17 protein-coding genes are annotated in these 17753 nt (G+C 58.0%); 10 read left to right on the forward strand and 7 right to left on the reverse strand.

Annotation, left to right across the window (positions count from 1 at the left end; translation table 11 throughout):
* The first annotated feature begins 117 nt into the window (after window positions 1-117).
* Window positions 118-1188 carry a serine hydrolase domain-containing protein gene (locus ABVT35_RS08060; protein ID WP_368465769.1) on the forward strand — a complete coding sequence of 357 codons (1071 nt, stop codon included), beginning with the start codon at window positions 118-120 and terminating at the stop codon, window positions 1186-1188.
* 111 nt (window positions 1189-1299) lie between these two features.
* Complete coding sequence (locus tag ABVT35_RS08065) at window positions 1300-2412, forward strand: hypothetical protein (protein WP_368465770.1); 1113 nt, start codon at window positions 1300-1302, stop codon at window positions 2410-2412.
* Window positions 2413-2436: 24 nt separating this feature from the next.
* On the opposite strand, the gene ABVT35_RS08070 is transcribed toward ABVT35_RS08065, so the two are convergent.
* On the reverse strand, window positions 2437-2976 hold the full coding sequence (locus ABVT35_RS08070; RefSeq protein WP_368465771.1) for a GNAT family N-acetyltransferase: 540 nt from the start codon (window positions 2974-2976) through the stop codon (window positions 2437-2439).
* Between the two features lie 16 nt (window positions 2977-2992).
* Window positions 2993-3235: a DUF1127 domain-containing protein gene (locus ABVT35_RS08075; protein ID WP_368465772.1), complete on the reverse strand. Its 243-nt coding sequence runs from the start codon at window positions 3233-3235 to the stop codon at window positions 2993-2995.
* A 177-nt stretch (window positions 3236-3412) separates the two neighbouring features.
* On the opposite strand from ABVT35_RS08075, the gene ABVT35_RS08080 reads away from it, so the two are divergent.
* The 5 genes from ABVT35_RS08080 to ABVT35_RS08100 all read left to right on the forward strand — a co-directional run bounded on the left by ABVT35_RS08080 (window position 3413) and on the right by ABVT35_RS08100 (window position 10203).
* Window positions 3413-3865, forward strand: a complete 453-nt coding sequence (locus ABVT35_RS08080; protein ID WP_368465773.1) for an Lrp/AsnC family transcriptional regulator — start codon at window positions 3413-3415, stop codon at window positions 3863-3865.
* 146 nt (window positions 3866-4011) lie between these two features.
* Window positions 4012-6033, forward strand: coding sequence for a prolyl oligopeptidase family serine peptidase (locus tag ABVT35_RS08085; protein WP_368465774.1), 2022 nt, complete (start codon window positions 4012-4014; stop codon window positions 6031-6033).
* Between the two features lie 50 nt (window positions 6034-6083).
* The gene (locus tag ABVT35_RS08090) at window positions 6084-6245 is read left to right on the forward strand and encodes a hypothetical protein (protein ID WP_368465775.1); all 162 of its coding nucleotides are present in this window, start codon (window positions 6084-6086) and stop codon (window positions 6243-6245) included.
* A gap of 451 nt (window positions 6246-6696) precedes the next feature.
* Window positions 6697-7833 carry a hypothetical protein gene (locus ABVT35_RS08095; protein WP_368465776.1) on the forward strand — a complete coding sequence of 379 codons (1137 nt, stop codon included), beginning with the start codon at window positions 6697-6699 and terminating at the stop codon, window positions 7831-7833.
* A 492-nt stretch (window positions 7834-8325) separates the two neighbouring features.
* On the forward strand, window positions 8326-10203 hold the full coding sequence (locus ABVT35_RS08100; protein ID WP_368465777.1) for a tol-pal system YbgF family protein: 1878 nt from the start codon (window positions 8326-8328) through the stop codon (window positions 10201-10203).
* Between the two features lie 13 nt (window positions 10204-10216).
* Here the strand turns inward: ABVT35_RS08100 and ABVT35_RS08105 are convergent, their stop codons facing one another.
* A complete protein-coding gene (locus ABVT35_RS08105; protein WP_368465778.1) occupies window positions 10217-10741 on the reverse strand; it encodes a hypothetical protein in 525 nt (174 codons plus the stop codon).
* Window positions 10742-10897: 156 nt separating this feature from the next.
* Window positions 10898-11719: a cyclase family protein gene (locus ABVT35_RS08110; RefSeq protein WP_368465779.1), complete on the reverse strand. Its 822-nt coding sequence runs from the start codon at window positions 11717-11719 to the stop codon at window positions 10898-10900.
* Between the two features lie 358 nt (window positions 11720-12077).
* Between ABVT35_RS08110 and ABVT35_RS08115 the strand changes: the two genes are divergently transcribed.
* Together ABVT35_RS08115 and ABVT35_RS08120 are read left to right on the forward strand one after the other, a co-directional pair.
* A complete protein-coding gene (locus ABVT35_RS08115) occupies window positions 12078-12965 on the forward strand; it encodes an EamA family transporter (RefSeq protein WP_368465780.1) in 888 nt (295 codons plus the stop codon).
* A gap of 227 nt (window positions 12966-13192) precedes the next feature.
* Window positions 13193-14500: an SH3 domain-containing protein gene (locus ABVT35_RS08120; RefSeq protein WP_368465781.1), complete on the forward strand. Its 1308-nt coding sequence runs from the start codon at window positions 13193-13195 to the stop codon at window positions 14498-14500.
* Window positions 14501-14565: 65 nt separating this feature from the next.
* On the opposite strand, the gene ABVT35_RS08125 is transcribed toward ABVT35_RS08120, so the two are convergent.
* The 3 genes from ABVT35_RS08125 to ABVT35_RS08135 all read right to left on the reverse strand — a co-directional run bounded on the left by ABVT35_RS08125 (window position 14566) and on the right by ABVT35_RS08135 (window position 16830).
* A complete protein-coding gene (locus tag ABVT35_RS08125; protein WP_368465783.1) occupies window positions 14566-14946 on the reverse strand; it encodes a VOC family protein in 381 nt (126 codons plus the stop codon).
* Window positions 14947-15004: 58 nt separating this feature from the next.
* Complete coding sequence (locus ABVT35_RS08130) at window positions 15005-15463, reverse strand: hypothetical protein (protein ID WP_368465784.1); 459 nt, start codon at window positions 15461-15463, stop codon at window positions 15005-15007.
* A 116-nt stretch (window positions 15464-15579) separates the two neighbouring features.
* A complete protein-coding gene (locus tag ABVT35_RS08135) occupies window positions 15580-16830 on the reverse strand; it encodes an MFS transporter (protein ID WP_368465785.1) in 1251 nt (416 codons plus the stop codon).
* Window positions 16831-16966: 136 nt separating this feature from the next.
* On the opposite strand from ABVT35_RS08135, the gene ABVT35_RS08140 reads away from it, so the two are divergent.
* On the forward strand, window positions 16967-17749 hold the full coding sequence (locus tag ABVT35_RS08140) for a helix-turn-helix domain-containing protein (protein WP_368465786.1): 783 nt from the start codon (window positions 16967-16969) through the stop codon (window positions 17747-17749).
* The last annotated feature ends 4 nt before the right edge of the window (window positions 17750-17753 follow it).

A 17753-nucleotide genomic window follows, 5' to 3' on the forward strand; every position in this document is an offset into this window, starting at 1 on the left:
CGTGGACAAGTGCCGGTTGTGATTGATCGGGTTGAACGAATCTGAAAATTGCCTTTAGCTGGCCAATTGACTATCCCGATGCCCGCTCGAAAAACCGCTGCAACCGGAGCCGGTCCCATGCGTATTTTGATCTCCCTGTTGCTCCTTGCGGGCGTCCTCTTATCCGAAGGCGTCAAGGCGGAGGACAATCCGATCGAACAGCAGATCAGAAAGGCTTTTGAAGCCGGCAGGCTCGACGGTCTGCACTCCGTGCTTTTCACCCGCAAGGGCGAGACGCTCGCCGAGGTCTATTTCGCCGGCGAGGACGAGCGCTGGGGCACGCCGATGGGAGAGCGGGCGCATGGGCCGAAGACCCTGCATGATCTGCGCTCGGTGTCGAAATCGATTGTCTCACTGCTATACGGCATTGCTCTCGCCGACGGTCTGGTGCCGGGGCCGGATGAACCCCTCATGGCGCAGTTTCCCGAATATGCGGACCTGGCAAACGATCCGGAGCGTCAGGCAATCACCATCCGCGACGTCTTGACCATGCAGATGGGCACCGCGTGGAACGAGGATCTGCCCTATACCGACCCGCGCAACAGCGAAATCGCCATGGAGCGCGCCGACGACCGCTACCGCTTCGTTCTCGAGCAGCCGATGGTGACAAAGCCCGGCACCGAGTGGCGCTACAGTGGCGGCTCGACGGCGCTGCTTGCCCGCATCATCGCCAAGGGCGCCGGCAAGCCGGTCGACGAATTTGCCAGGGAGCGGCTGTTCGGCCCGCTCGGTATTGAACATTTCGAATGGGTCGCGGGCGCCGATGGCGAACCCGCCGCCGCATCCGGCCTGCGGCTCACCATCCGCGACCTTGTTAAGATCGGCCAGATGATCAACGACGGCGGTGCCTATGACGGCAAACAGATCATTCCGCCGGACTGGCTCAAAGCCTCCTTTACGCCGCAGGCGAAACTCGAAACCGGCCTGCGATACGGTTTCCAGTGGTATCTCGCCGCCGAGGGCGACCCGCCAAGGTGGATTTCCGGCTTCGGCAATGGCGGCCAGCGCCTGACGATCCAGCCGCAATATGATTTTGCCCTTGCCACCTTCGCCGGCAACTACAACCAGCCCGATGCCTGGAAGGTGCCCGTGAGGATCATCGAGGAGATCCTGGTGCCGGCGCTGCAGAAGGAGGGGCGGGCGGAGTAGGCCGGTTGCGGCGGCGGGTTCAATTGATCGCCGCTTCTATTCTTGCGCTCCCGGCCATTCTGGCCGATCAAACAGGTTGGAAACCGAGTCGGACCAGCAGCGGAGATCCAAATGACCACGCCTGAAGACCAACGATCCACAGAGGGCATGGTCGATTACAACAAGAACTCGGCCATGCAGCAGCAGCTCGTCAATCATCACGCCGGGCGCATCCGCGACCTGGTTCGGCGCCTCGGACCGGTTGAGCCGGAATTGAGGCCCGAATTGAGGCCCGAATTGAGGATCGTCGACTATGGCTGCGGCCCCGGACAAAGCGCCATCGAGGCGGTTGCACCGGCCATTGAAGCCTATCGCGAAAAATATTCCGACGCGCCGATTTTCATTTGTCATGCCGACCAGCCCGGCAATGACTGGAACAGCCTGTTCGAACTCACGGCGGGTCCGTCGGGATATGCCGCGCCTTCCATCCGCACCGGGGCGGCTGTCGGAAGCTTCTACAACCAGATGCTGGCAGACAGCTCCGTGGATCTCGGCACCTGCTTCATGGCCAGCCACTGGTTAAGCCATGCCGTTCGCTACGACGCGCCCGGCTCGGTCTGGTTTGCCGACCTGCAGGGCAAGGCGAGGGCGGATATGGCGGCGCTTGCCCGCAGCGACTGGAACCGCTTCCTTGAATGCCGGGCGCGTGAATTGCGAAGCGGCGGTTATCTGCTGGTTTCCTGCCTTGGCGCGGTTCCCGATGACAGCGAGATAAACGGCTTTGCGGCATCCGGCCGCGGGGTCTACCGCGCCGTTCAGATCGCCGCCCGGGAAATGGCGGACGAAGGATGGATTGACCGGACGGTTCTCGACCAATTCGTTTTCGGGGTCTGGTTCATGACGGCGCTCGAGGCGCGCACGCCTTTGGAATCGGATCCCGGATTGGCGCAAGCCTTCGACATCGAAGACATCTCGGTCGTGCCCGCGCCGAAGAACCCGCTGGATATTTATGCCGGCTTCATTGACGATCCGGCCGAATATGCAAGGCTCTATGTCGGATATGTGCGTGGTTTTGGCCATTCGACCCTGAATGCGCAATTGTTCGAACCGGGCGCGACGAACGGCCGGAGCGCGGAAACGACAGCCACGGAATTCTACCGCCGGCTGGACAGTCTCTACCGAAGGTTCCCGGGAAAATACGCCGGAGAAATCTGGTATCTGACGGTTGTCCTGCGGAAAACATGATCCGCCACCCTTGCGCCGGCGCGCCTAAAGCTGCTTGCCCATATGGGCGACCGGGATGGTATGGCCGCTGCGCGTGGTGATGTGCGGCCTGTCGAGCACCTGCCAGCCGCAGGTGCTGTAAAGCCTTTCGCCGGCGCCGCTGGCGATCAGCTCGGCGCGCCTGAAACCGGCGAGCCGCGCGCCGGCTTCGGCGATGCTCAAAATGGCGCGGCCAAGACCGCGCCGCGCAAAGTCGGGGTGCGTGTACATCGCCCTGATGCGCGCAGGTTCGTGTTCCGGGTCGAGGATCTCTGCCCCTTCATCCGATGCGTTCGGCCCGCGCGTATGCGCCCGGCGGCAGCTCCATCCGCCGCTGGCGATGATCCGGCCGTCAATCAGGACGACGCTGTAGGTCCCGTCATCGATGAGCCACGGATCGAGCACGTTGAAATCGTCCGTCTCCGCCATCTGCTCTTCGCTGAGGAATTCGCGCAGCAGCGTCGTTACCGAAATGTCTGCGAGATTGCGGATCGCATCGACATCATCCGGCAGGGCCGGACGGATCGTCAGGGATGAAATGTTCATTGGTCTGCCATGCCCGTTATTCCTGAGATGACAAGCGCCCGATGTTAATTCCTCTTGAACCCGATTGGAAGGCGGTCTCGATGTCGCCATGGGCAACGCCGATATCCTTTAAAAGATAGTCGGGCAGTTCGCGCACATGGGCGACGTCGCACCGGCATTTCCAGTATGCCGAAATCCGCGCCGCAATCCAGCGGACCGGGAAGATTGACGGGCGCGCATGCAGCCGCAGCGCGGCCCGTGAGCCTGCTGTGTAGGACATTTGATGACCTCGTCACGTCGCTGAAGTGATGCCCCCAGCATACCGGTTTCTGCCGCGACGGGTTCGCATAATGCCGCAGATGGCGATAAACTCTCGCAAAGAGTGCCGCAAAATCGATTTTAAACCGCAAGCCGTGCGGGGCATTTTGGCGAGATAGGCAAAAGGGGAACCTGGGCAATGCACGATCTGGACAGTTTCGATCACCGCCTGCTTGAACTTCTGCAGACAGACAGCCGGCAGACCGGCAAACAGCTTTCGGAAAAGGTCGGCCTGTCGCCCGCCGCCTGCCTGCGCCGCGTCCAGCGCCTGCGCCAGACCGGCATCATCGAGCGCGATGTCGCCGTTCTTTCACCCGCCGCGCTGGCGCCGTCGGTGACGGTCATCGTGCTTTTAAAGATCGCGCGCGACAGGCCGGATCGGGCCGATCTCATCACCAAACGCATGCTGAAACTGCGGCCGGTGAAAAAGATGTATCACGTCACAGGCGAGGCCGATTTCGTGCTCACCGTGGTCTGCAGTTCCATGGAAACCTACGCCGCCTTCACCGAGGCGCATTTCTACGAGCCCTATATCGAGGGCTTCGAAAGCATCGTCGTGCTGCGCGAACACACGCCGCCTGTGGGAGGGTAGGGCGGGGCAATCGCGCATCTGTCAGCACGATCCGGGCTGGCGCAAAAGACGCGATACAATTGGACAAATGGAATGGTTGTGGTGTCAACTGGGGGTAAAGGCCTACCGGGAACTGCAACGTGACATTGTCGAATTGGAGTACGACCATGATGACGCCGGTCAAAACTATGCTAGCGGGCGCGGCCTTGTTTGCCGCATATGCTGGATTGCTGCCGCAAACACTTTCGGCGCAGGAACGGTGGACGCCGGAACTGAGCCTGAAGGTCAATCGCCTTTCCGAGCTCTCCTTTTCGCCCGATGGCACGGAATTGATCTATGGCGTGAACAGCGTTGACATTGCGGACGACAAGTACCTGGCCGAGTATGTCATCTCGGATACCACCGGCGCCAATATCCGCACGCTTCTTGAAAAATCCAGCCACCGGTCGAGCCCGCAATGGTCGCCTGATGGGAGCATGGTGGCGTATCTTTCTTCCGAAACCGGTGTCAGCAACCTGTGGCTCATCAACGCCTCGGGCGGTGAAGGCAGGCAGATAACCAGCGTCAGCCAGGACATTTCGAGCTTCGAATGGGCGCCGGACGGGGGCGCGATCGCCTTTGTGATGGGGGATCCGGATTTTATCGATCCGGGTGTCAAGGATTCCGACATTTTCAGAAAGAACCATCTCTGGCTTGTGAAGCTGGACGGAGAAAAACCGGCCGGAAAGATCGCCAATCTCACCAGGGACGCGGATTTTTCGGTCAGTGAGTGGGCGGGAAACTGGGCTTACAGTTGGGCGCCGGACAGCCAGAGCATTGCATTTGCGCATCAGCAACGGCCGGGGCTCGACTACTGGGCGAAGGCGCAGATCTCAATCGCCGACATCGCCACGGGCGATATCGCGCGGCTGGATGCGGGCAACGAAAACTGGATGTATTTTCCCAAATATTCCCCGGACGGGAAGTGGATTGCCTTCATCAACGCCCCGGGTGTGTTCAAGTGGTCGTTTCTGTGGGACATGAAGCTGTATCCCGTTGGCGGCGGAAAGATCGTGGAACTGCCGCCATCGAAAAACCGGCTGCCGTTCCCCTGGCAATGGGCAGGGGATTCCCAAAGCCTTTATTACATTGAAAACGACCGCGTCACCTATTCCTTTTATGAAATGCCGATCGACGGTAGGCCCTATTCGAAGATCTTCGGCTCTCCGGATGATCTCGGCGCGCCGGGCCTCAACACCTATCTCACCTCCTCCTATATCGATGTGAGCGGCGACGGCGAAAGGCTTGCTTTCATCGGGCAGGCCCACAATCAGCCGCCCGAGGTCTATGTCAGTAAACTGGCCGAATTCGCTCCGTCGAAAATCAGCCGGGTCAACGAGGCGTTCTACGATATCGGCGCGCTGAGAACTGAACTCGTGGAATGGCGCTCGCTCGACAACACGCCGGTTGAGGGCATTTTGAGCTACCCGGAAAGTTACCAGGAAGGCGAGACATATCCTCTGGCCGTCCAGATTCACGGTGGCCCGAACGGGGTGGACTTTAACGAGTATCTGCCGCTGATGCGGTATTTTGCGACCGCCGCATACCTTGAAAAGGGATATTTCGTACTGCGTGTGAATTACCGCGGCACATTGGGATATGGCCGCAAGTTCCGCGAGGACCTCATCGGCAATTTCGGCGGACCCGACTATCACGACATCATGACGGGCGTGAACCATGTCATCGCTCAGGGCCTGGTGGATCCGCAGCAGCTCTTCGTGATCGGGCAGAGCAACGGGGGAACCCTCACCAGCTGGATCATAACCCAGACCGACCGGTTCAAATCCGCCTGTCCGATAGCCGGCGAAACGGATTACATCAGCCTCGAAGGCACCAATGGCTATTTCCAGACAAGCTGGTATCTGGGCGGAAGCTTCATCGACAATCTGCAGATGTTTCTGGACCGCTCGCCCATATTCCACGTGAAGAATGTGCGCACCCCGGTTCTCATCCAGGGCGGGATGCTTGACGACAATGTCCCCCACACGCAGCTGGAGGAATTCTACCGTGCGCTCAAACGGGCCGGCGCCGAGGCGCATCTGGTCGGCTACCCCGGCTCGACGCACGAATACTATCCGCCGAAGCTATATCTGCGCCTGCTGCGCTCCTGCCTTGAATGGACCGACAGGCACCGCAGTGCAGGGCGCTGATCGCACCCTGAGGCAATGTCAGGCGTTCTGGCGCGGAGCCAACGGGCATCATGGAGCGAAATGCCGCTGTCGCGTTAACAGCGAGGCCGGTTTCGTGCGCACCGTGGTGTGCAGTTCCATGCTTCACCGAGGCGCATATCTACGAGCCCTATATCGAAGGCTTCGAAAGCATCGTCGTGCTGCGCGAACACACGCCGCCGGTTGGGGGTTAGGGGTGGGGCTGGTGTTGAGGAAGGAAGGCGGGTGGAGTGGGGCTGTTTTTGACTCTAAAAGGCATCTTCGCGACAAAATCGCCGTAGTGCTATGGACAGATTTCGGCCCAAAGCCGACATCAAAGGTCTATTTGTTCAATGGCATCTTCGCGCCCGCAAGCAGACATTCGCCAGTTCGCAATCGGATCCCCAAACAGACGTTCGCCGGAATTTGCTCGAAGGTCTGAGAGGGGGAAGGAGCACTTTTGCTGCAGTGGTGACAGACATCCGGCTTGGGGCGAAAAGACTGACCACTTTCAACGACCTTATCGAGAAGGCCGACATTTAAGTTGGCAAAGCATAATTCAAAGTGAAATTGGAGGATTAACCCGTAGCATATATCTTATTCTGGTGTCTTTTTTTGCATCAAACAAAGTATTATGGATATTAGATATTTGTGAGGAATTGTGTAATGACACTGGTTGCTACCTATCGAGAAAATTGCTTGCCAGTTATATTTGCTGATATGATGATTACGGCAAGGTCAAATGATATATATCCTGCGAGTTTCCCTGCCGTTAGGCGGGATACTAAATTGGATTACAGTAAAATACCTCACAATTTTAACGCTCATAGAAAAATATTCCAAATAAACCAAAATATAATTGTTGGATGGTCGGGCAACTATGCTAGTGCCAAGGCTGTTTATATGGATATGGTAAGTTATTTCAGGGAAAACGAGACCTGCCACGAAGCACTTGAAATCTTTTTTAAAGGCCAGAAAAACTATTGTAAGGGCAACACGACCGTGTCGATGACTGGTTGGATAATCGGGGAAGATCAAGTTAGGAATTTTTGCTGGCACAGCTCTACATACTATTTGATGGCATGGGAGGAAGAAAAATTCGTTATAGGTTCTGGAGCTGTGGCATTCGAAAAATATTATGGTGTACCCACACTAAATGAGTGGAATGACAGCTCAGGAAAATTGGTTACGGCTCAGGCATCCATACTAGGTAAACTAGGTAATTTCTATCTTGATACTCAGACGAATTCGGATGGCTATCTCAATGGCTATGGTGTTGGTTATGAGGCTTTTTATCTTGATGATAGCAACGCCGCTGACATTTCATTTCGTCCCCTAGACAATTACAGCATCATTTTCATGCCTGCTGCAGAATATGAACGAGGCGCGTATAGGATTTTTTTTCCGAATGATGTAGTCAAGATCCAATACGTCAGTGGCCTTCCAACTATTGTGAGAATACACATTCCTAATGCAACGATAGAAGCAAAGGGCGGCAATAAGATCATAGAAACTTTTGTAGTTACCGATTTCGCTACAGAAGTTCTTCCTGAAATTTCAAAAGAAACTGTTTATAAAATATTAAGTGACCCAGGTCATATGGTATATATCGGAAATCTTGATGTGCATGATTGTGATACAATGATGCTATATTCAAATTCAATTTTGGCTATGGCCGGTACATTTCCCCTTGGTTATTCTGTAGATGAAGATATTGTATCGTTTCATGTAGATAAGCAGGCCTTAGAGACATATATGATGAAGATGTTCATTGAGCTTTCCAAGCAAGCCCGAGATGAGTGATTAAAATATCATTTTTTGCCGTAATTTAGACTGCCTCCAACGTCGGGCGGATTGATCACTAAGTTGACGTCCGCTTTGAGCCGAGAGTATCGTTCGCCCTTTAAATTTGAATTGGTAAAACGGGCTCGGAATTGTGGTTAGCTGCATATACATCTGATTGCAGCAATTGGGCCGAGACCTAACGTGGACCTGCTCCCGTGCGAATTTCCGCTTCGGCTACGCGGCACACAAAACCCGATGTTCTTTTTCCGGCCCCATTTCGGTCATTCGTTCAAATCGCAACGAAAGTCTGCTTGCCCCCCAAAGCCGGCCATAGGTGCCGGTGTTTACAATGGCTGTGTAGGGGATAAAGAAGAAACTGTTCAGAACGAACAGCAACCATTGCCTTCGTGCCATATTGGGGGTGGCATTTGTTCGCTGTGAAGATTCAATATCCCTCGACCTCCCCGCGCATAAACTGTAAATTTCCTCGGAACAACCGGGGGATGTCCGATGAACGCGAAACCTGCGAAGAAGACCGGCTCTGGAACCGGCCCGGGAACGGGCACCGGCGGCGCTGCGAAAAAGCCCGCGGAAAGCCCGGCGGCAGGCGGCCTGAGGAAGGCTAAGGCCGCGTTGGAAGCGGGCAGGGCGCAGGAGGCAAGGGGGCTTTTCAGCCAGCTTGTGGCCGATCATCCCGATAGCGACGAGGCCGCGGACGCCCGCGAAAAGATCGCCGAGATCGACGGCGGCAGCGAGCCCGGTACGCTGACGACGGTTTTATACATCGTTGCCGCCTTCGGCTTCTGGGGCTTCATCATCTACGGCTTCGCGGCGCTGTTTGATGCCTGGGACGCGCGCGCCTACTGGAGCGCCAACTGGATCTACATCGTCATCGGCGTTGTGCTTTTCGGCCTCCTCGTCTGGATGGTCGACTATGCGGAGAAAAAGCTGCCGCAGATGAGCGAGAACGCCAAGAACATGACCCTGGTGTTCGGCGTCGTTCCGCTGATCCTGATCGCGCTCGGCGCCATCACCTTCCTTGCTCCCTACCAGCAGAAATTCGTCATCGAGACGACCTTCATCACCGTTGTCTGCGCGCTGCCGGCGGCGACCTATTATCTGTTTCTCAAATCGCGCCGCCTCGGCATTCTCAACGAGTTCATCGGCAATCTCAGCCACTTTTCGCTCTATGAGAAAAGGGCGATCTACAGCTCCGAAAGCCCCGGCGCCAATTCCTCCGAGCCGCTGCGCGAGGAATCCGACCGCGAGCGGCAGCTGCGCATCGAGGGCTATCTGCAGCGCTTCGAGGCAATGTACGGCCAGCTTCATTTCGACGACGGGCGGACCTTACGCAAGTTCACCGCCGCGCTGATCAAGGCATCGCAGCCCGAAGCGGCCGGAGCGAAGGCGGGCGTCACCGGAACCGGCGACGGCGGCATTTCGATGCCGAGCAGCGCCGTGCGTATTGCCGATATCTTCCAGGCCAATCTCGTCATCCCGCTCGGCCTCGTCACCATCCTGTCCGGCGTCGGCTGGATGATGGCGATCCATCCGGTCTGGGACGCCACCAATGCCGATTTCCGCCTGACGCTTGACCTGACGCCGGTCAATTTCGCCTTTTTCGGCGCCTATTTTTTTGGCATCCAGATGCTCTTTCGCCGCTTCGTCATCCGCGATCTCGGGCCCAACGCCTTCATGTCATTCGCCGTGCGCATCATCATGGCGGTGATTGCCGTGTGGGTGGCGGCGCTCTGCCTGCAGATCATCGACGCCATTGGCACAAACACGGACGATTACGCGAAGATTGCGCTGAACCTCACCAAGTCCACGAACGACTATAGCTGGCCGCCCTTCCTGCTGGTGCTGGCCTTTGTCATCGGCTTTTTCCCGCAGGTTCTGTGGCAGGTCATCAAATCCCTTTTCTCTATGACCAAGCTCGTCTCGATCATCCTGCCCGAGACCGAGCAGGACCAGCCGCTCAGCCAGCTTGACGGCCTGACCATCTGGCACGCCGCGCGGCTGGAGGAAGAAGACATCGAGAATGTCGGCAACATGGCGACCGTCGATATCGTCGACATCATGCTGCGCACGCAGATCCCGGCCGAGCGGCTCGTCTCGTGGGTCGACCAGGCGATCCTCTACAGCGTGCTCGGCGCCAAGCAGGGCAACACGGCGGACGCCGAGGCGACGGTCACAAAGCTGCGCAAGCTCGGCATCCGCAACGCCTCGCAGTTCATCGCCAACTACAACGACGTCGACAAAAAGAGCAAGGCGCTGAACGAAGCCTTCGGCGGCGACAACGACAAGACCAACCCGATCCACACCATCGCCTGTTCCATCGGCAAGGAAGCCAATTTCCAGCTCGTGCGCGCCTGGCGGGGCGTGTGAGGGGCGGCGGCGCTCAGCCGGTTTCCTTGCACCAGTCTTCCGGTTGGCCGCGTCCATCGCCGGCAAGTCCTTCGCGGATCAAGACAGATCCGACCGCGCCCTGGCCGTTTGAGATCGAGACCGGATTGACACCGGGTTGGCCAAATCCGCTGGGGCTGGCCCTGAAGGGCTCTGAGGATAATATCTCGCTCAATCGCCGGGCGGCTCTTAAGGCGAGCCGGCGCTCCATCAGGCACGCGCCGTCGACGCTGGGAACACGGAGCCCGGCAATCCAGCTTATCTCGCCGTCCAGCTTGATCGTATTGCCGCTCACGACGCAGTTGTCGCGCTTGAAGAGCGTGCACAACGGTATGTCGCGGCTGAACAGGCCGCCGCCGTGCAATTCAATCGAGCTGAATTCGACATTGCCCCAGTGATTGTGGAGCAGTTTCCCGACACCGATCTGCAAAAGGGGGAAGCCCAAAAGCACTGCAATCACGACCAGACCAATAACGCTGATCCGCCGCCTGTCCGACCGTCGACCCTGATAAGCTGACATAATTTCATGTTCCGGTTGTGTGACGTGAAATTCTGCTTAACTTTAGCGAGTACGCCAGAAGGCAGCAACACAGCCGAAACCGTCATTTGCATGTTTGGTAAATACGCGGTGCACAAAAGGGCAGGGCGCATTCGCCCTGCCGGTGCCGTGGCCGCATCAGACCATCGCGAAAATGCGCGCCGGTCCGCCCGTGCCGTCCTTGAATTTCGGCGCGCCGATGACAATGGTCGCGCCGGCTGCGGGCAGGCTGTCGAGATTGGCGATGGCTTCAATTCCGAACCGGCCGGTCGGCAGCCAGGAAAAGTGGGTGGCGAAATCGGCCGAAATGCCGTGATCGAGCGACAGCGTGTCGACGGCGATTGACGTCGCGCCGGTTTCTTCCATCAGCATTTTCGCCGCTTCCCCGTGAAAGCCCGGATAGTGCTGTTTGCCCTCATCGTCGGCATTGCGGAACTTGTCGGTCGCGACATGCTTCGACCATCCCGAATTCATCGCCACGCAGGCGCTTTGCGGAATGTCGCCATTGGCGGCGATCCAGGCCTTGATATCGTCGGGCGTGACCTGCGTATCGGGATCGCCCGCCGCACGCTCGGAAATGTCGATCACGCAGAGCGGAACGACGAGGTTCGAAACCGGAATTTCGGCGACCGAAAGACCGTCGGCGGCAAAATGCAGCGGCGCGTCGATGTGGGTGCCGGTGTGTTCCACCAGCGTGTATTCCCAGACGCTGAAACTGTGATCGGCGTGGTTGAATATCTGCTTGCGCGAAAATTGCGGTTTGCCGAAATAGGTCGGAAAGTTCTCGTTCAGCTCATGGGTAAGGTCCTCGACCTTGCCGTGGCTTGCCGAAAGCGCCGGCGTCGCACTCATCATTGAGCCGGCGGCAAGCGCCGCGCCCGCCGCCGCACCCGTCTTGAAGAGCTCCCGCCGTGACAGCATCTTTTTCTTCACGGCATTCATTACGCAGATATCACACATGGTATTCCTCCCTTTCGTTTTCTCCCGATGTTTCTTTCCCCAAAGTCTAGAATGATGCGTTGTTCCGGTTGGATGGTTCTCGCCTAATTTTCTATCAAATTCCGTTTCAAAAGAGGTTTTCCTCCACGGTTTCGAAAATATCGGCTGAAATTCGTCAACGAAGCGGCGCAGTGTGGTTTGGGTCTGCCGTGACCGTTACCCGCGTCCCGGTTCCCGAACAGCGCTCAATGTAACGGCAAAAGGCGCGCCGGTGCCAGAGAGCCATCCCGGCAGACGCATTGTCGTTTCAATTTCCTTCTTCGCCTCACCAACTCCGCCTGCTATTGAGATTGTCCGGGATGTGCCGGGAGGGATTTCAATGAGCGACGACACGAGGGCTTCCGGCACGGCCGCGATCGGTATCGCGCTGGTGCTGTTCGGATCGGCCTCAATGGCCATGGTTCCGACCTTTGCCAAACTCGCGCTTGATTCCGGCACCAGCCTGCTGACCGTGATCACCATCCGCGGAGTAATCGGCGCGGCGATCATGGGCGGTCTACTGGTTGTGCTCGGCAATGGGTTTCAGGCGCCGCGCGGCGTGCTGTTGCTGTGCCTTCTGTCCGGCCTTTGTTACACGGCCATGTCCTACGGTCTCATCGGCGCTGTCGCCTACATTCCCGTCAGTCTGATGCTGCTCATCTTTTTCATTCATCCGATCATCGTGGCGCTGGTTCATCATTATCGCGGCGAGACAACGCTCACGCTTTCCAAAGTCGCGCTGATCGTTGCAGTCTTTGCCGGCCTTGGGTTTGCCCTCGGTCCCGACCTTTCAACACTCAACCCGTTTGGCATTGCGCTGGCCATACTTGCGGCGGTCTCGGTGACCGGCATGATATTTCTGAACGCCCGGGCGCAAAGGGAAGCGGGCAGCACGCTCATCACATTCTACATGACACTGGTCACGCTGGTGATCTTCGGGCCCGCGACGACCGCCAGCGGTGCGTGGGTATTTCCGGCAACATCCATTGGCTGGGCCGGACTTGCGGGAACCGGCCTCGGTCTCGGCTTCGGCCTGCTTGCCTATTTCGCCGCATTCCGCTTCATCGGCCCGGTCCGCACGTCGGTGATCAGCACCGTCGAGCCCCTTTTCGGCATTCTCTTTGCCGTCGCCGTGCTCGGCGAGGCGCTCGGGCCGTGGCAATGGATAGGCGTCGTCGTGGTCATCACCGCGCTTGTCCTTTTCGAGATGCCGCAGCGGGAAAACTGACCGGCATCGGGGCGCTCTGAACTCTAGAATTTCGCCGGCTAACTCCGGGAAAAACCGTTCCCCATCACATCTGGTTTTCAATCGACTCTTAAAGTGATGTCCCTTGCACATTGAGTCCCAATTTTCGACGAATGCACGTGTGATGTAATCCGTCAGAATGTCCAGGTACGTGCCAATTTCGGGACGGACCGCCATAAAAGCCCGTAAGTGAGTGGAGTTAAGTGTTCATGGGTAAATTACGAAACTACAAGGTCAGCCGCTCGGCCGACCTGACTGGAGCCTCCTTTCCCAGGGCAACGACTGCACCACGTAGTTCGAGGCGTGGTCTGGCGCTGTCATTGGTCGCCATCGTCGGCGTTGCCGCAGGAGGAGTTTTAGGGGCGGGTCTTTATCACTTCGACAAGATTGCGCCGCCCGATATTTTCAGTGACAAGCGGTCTGTCCCGCCTGCCTTTGCAGCCGCTGTGGCCCAGGTTTTCGACACCTCTGCAAACCCGGTCGACGATGGTGCGGGCGAGCCCGCCACCGACAAGATCGGCGAAACGGTGGATACCGAAAGCAAGCAGGGCCTGTCCTGGAAGCCGGGTTCCAAGAAGGACACCGAGCTTCCCAATGTCGTGGTCGTCTCATCCGTGACACCGGCGGCCAAAGACAGCCGGCGGGAATCAAGGGTTGCCTCGCTGCTGCCGGTTGCTCCCGCAATTCGCCAGTCGAGCGATGTTCCGCAGGCGCTCGCTCCCGTGGAATCAAGCCGCTATGCCGACAACGAGCCCCGGCAGGTCTTTGCAAAGGAACCGCGGGCCGGCGATGCCGTCAGGCAGGAAATCGCAACCGATATGGAAAAGACCGGTTCGGTCGTACGCAATTATGACAATGTCGACGTTGCCGAAACGGAGGCCGAAGTCATTGCGATGGAAAACAAAATGGCAGCCCTCGGAACGGCTCATTTCGTCGCTCCGACAACGCCTGTTGCCAGCGTTGCCGAGGCAGTTGCGGAACAGAACGGCTACCGCTCGGCAGCGCTTAAATATGTAAATCTGCGTGCCCGCCCGAACAACGACGGCGAGGTGCTCGCCATCGTTCCGGCGAAAGCCGATGTGCTGGTCGAGGAAGATTGCGGCCGCTGGTGTCGTATCCTCTTTGAAGGCAAGAGGGGCTACATCCACAGAACCTTCATCCGCGATACCAAGCGGCCCGAGGTGACCGTCGACGTTGCCGAAACGGAAGCCGAAGTCATCGCCATGGAAAACAAAATGGCTGCACAGGGTTCGGACCAGTTCGTCACCGGCCAGTCCACCGCGGCCTTTGCAGCACAATCGGCTGCCGAGCACGGCTACCGCAAGGGCTGTGCAACGAAATACGTCAACATGCGCGCCGGACCGGACAAGGAAGCCGAAGTGCTCACCATCATTCCCGCCGACGCGGAGTTCATGGCCGAGGCAAACTGCACTCACTGGTGCAGCGTCGTTTATCAGGGTCAGAAGGGCTATATCTACAAGACCTATCTCACCTATGCGAAGCCCGGCGAGAGTTGATCCGGATACAAACATTAGCAGACCAAATCTGACAGGTTAAACGGCCGCGCAAGCGGCCGTTTTTGTCATGTAGCTGAAGCGATCCACCAGATATTGCCGCAAGGATCGGTTATCCCCGCCATACGATCGCCATGCGGCCGCAAATTTGGATCCATCAGCGAGCCGCCGCCGGCACGCAGGGCCAGGGCATAGGCTGCATCGGCGTTGGCGACCCGGACATGCATCTGGGAAACATTGACCGGGTACGCATCGGTGCTCTCGTTGAGCATGATGAGCGTGTCGCCTATCCGGAGCCTGGCGTGACGAACTGTGTGGTCGGAATTACGGTCCTCCTTGACGACCTGCGCATCGAATACTGTTTTCACAAAGGCGATGAACCTGTCCGCGTCTTTGACTGTGAAATAGGGAGTGACCGAATGAAGATCATCGCTGCCTGATTTTTTCATGCGCACTGTGTCTCCTCCATCCCCTGATTATAATGTTTCGCGCGGTCCGAAACAGCACTCAGTCTTTCTCCGGAAGCAGATGCAACGCCATGAAGCACAGAAGCTGAAAACCGCCCTGGACCATGTGGTTCTGTTCGAGATCGAATTTCAGGACGATCTGATCCGCCAGGAAAAACGCCAGCCACAGACCAAGCGACACCATAAAGGCGGCGTTCACGCGGCGCGTCCAGATGTGGCGCGGCTGCAAAGGCGTGGACGCAGCGGCGATGAACAGAACTGTCGATGTGAATGACCAAAGGATAATGCCGGCATAAAGCAGCGGCGCCATCCAGCCGGGCGGATCATAGGGCGCGATCGCCGAGACCAGAAACGGATAGTTGGTGACCTTGAACCAAGGTGCTGCGACAAACCCCGTGGCCTTGAGGGCACCGATGAAATCGGTGAGGAATGTGGTGAGCCACCACAGAGCCCAGAACACAACAAGCAGGCGTTTGAAGGCGGCAATTGAAATTGTCATGACGCAATCCTCCTGACTGCAGGAGGTGCCCCTGCATCCTAACTCAATCAAACACCGGCACCACGGATGCATGTCATCCTGGAGCAATCACGCAATGGCAATTACGCTGCAAGCCGCTATTCCGCTGCGGCTTTTGCCGCTTGCGGCACCGGCAGGCGTTTCGGCAGTGCGGCGACGGCGGCGAAAATGACGAGGGCGGCAGTGGCGAGGATGTAGAAAAGGACGTCAAAACCCCAATTGCTGTAGACAAAGGCGATCAGCGGCAGGGAAACGGCGAGCACCGAGAAGCTGACGACATAGCGCACGCCGTAGACCCGCGCCCGGAACGGGCCGCTCGCCATCTTGCCGATCATGTAATCGTTGATCGGGATCTGCCCGAAGGCGCCCAGCATGAAACCGAGCGCAACGGCAAATGCCAACCCGTCCGCCAGCCCCGGCATCAGTGAAAAGAATACGAGCTGGATTGCCGCAACAACCATGAAGACGCGGCGCGGACCGAAGCGGTCGAGCATGGCGCCGACGATCAGCTGCGCCATGGACGCGACGGCAAAAACGATGAAAGCGAGAGAGCCGATGGCTGTCGCAACATCTGAGTTGTCGGCATTTGCGATGCTTTCGGTCCAGGCGGACAGTTGCGCCGCCAGCCCCTGGACGCGTTCGTCGAGTATTTTCGGCAAGGCAAATGTCGTCGACTGAAAGATGATGGAAGATACCGCGGTCGTCAGGAATACAATTGCCGACACGCGCATCAGCAGGGACCTGTTCGGCGGATTCGCTTCACTTCCAGCCGGTGGCGGCGTCTTGTGGTCCACCCTAATGTCCTCGTGTCGCAGGGACCAGTAGGCAAGGCCCATGGCAATGGAAAATGCACCCGGCAACATGAACGCCAGGCGCCAGCCGCCATTGTCGATCAGAAAGCCCGTTATCAGTGCAGCGCAGGCAACACCCAGGTTGCCCCACACGCCGTTGGCGGCAATACGCATGCCCATGTTGCGCCACTTCATTGTGACGATTGCCAGACCGACCGGATGATAGATGGCCGCGAACATGCCGATGACAAACAGGCCGATGCCGATCTGCAGCGGTGTCTGCGCGAAGCCGGTCACGATTGAAGCCAGCCCGATGCCGATAAAGAACACGCACATCATTCCGTCGCGGCTCCAGCGGTCGGCGATCCACCCGGCAGGCAGGGCAAAGACTCCGAAGGCGAAAAAGCCAGGTGTCGCATAGGTCAGCAGTTCGGCATAACCGACGTTCCATTCGCGGTGCAGCGCCAACGCCGCGACAGTCGCAAAGATCAGCGTAAAAAGATGATCGAGGAAATGCCCGATATTCAGTAGCAGAAAATGCAGCCGGTCTCGCGTCATAATGTATCCGTAAATTGCCGCCCCGCGACTTGCACAGAAACAGGTGCGGCCTTCAGTCTAGGCTTGGCTGGATTGCGATGTCATGCCATATTTCGTCGAGAAATGGACAAGGCCGCCTGGAGGGAACAATACGCCAATGACGCAGACTGGTCAGCGCAGTACCGACCCGCAGGATTATCAGGGCCTGCCGCAGGCGATCGGCGCCATGTCCAAACGTTTTACCGACGGTCATGTCATTCCGGTGCACTGCCACCAGCGGGATCAGTTGCTCTACGCCGCCAGCGGCATAATGCGTCTTCAGACCGAGCGGCGGGCCTGGGTGGTGCCGCCGGACGGCGCCATCTGCATTCCGGGCGGCACCGATCACACGGTCAGGATGTTCGGCCCAGTCGACATGCGCACGCTCTATATCGATGCCGCCTCGGTCAGGGAGCGGCCGAGGCCGTTGTGCGTTATTGCCGTGTCCAGCCTTCTACGTGAGCTGATCCTTGCCCTGAGCGAGGAACCGATGGTTTACGAGCCCGAAAGCCGGGCGGCGCAGATCGCCCGGCTGATCGAAATTGAAATTGCCGTCGCCCGGGAACTGGCGCTGCACGTGCCGCTGCCCACCGATCCGCGCCTGCAGACCCTGTGCGCGGCGCTGATGGCCGATCCGTCCGACAGCCGCACACTGGACCACTGGTCACAGGTCTCCGGCGCATCGGCGCGCACCTTGGCAAGGCTGTTCGATCAGGATCTCGGCATCGGCTTTACCGAATGGCGACAGCGCGTTCGGTTTCAAAGCGCCATTGAATCCCTGTCGCGCGGCAACCCGGTCTCCATCGTCGCACGCAACCACGGCTACAGCAGTCCGAGCGCGTTTTCGTCGGCCTTCAGGAAGGTGATGGGAATCGCGCCGTCGGACGTGGCGGCCGATTGATCAG

The organism is Hoeflea sp. TYP-13 (genome assembly GCF_040932035.1).
In the GTDB taxonomy this organism is placed as follows: domain Bacteria; phylum Pseudomonadota; class Alphaproteobacteria; order Rhizobiales; family Rhizobiaceae; genus Hoeflea_A.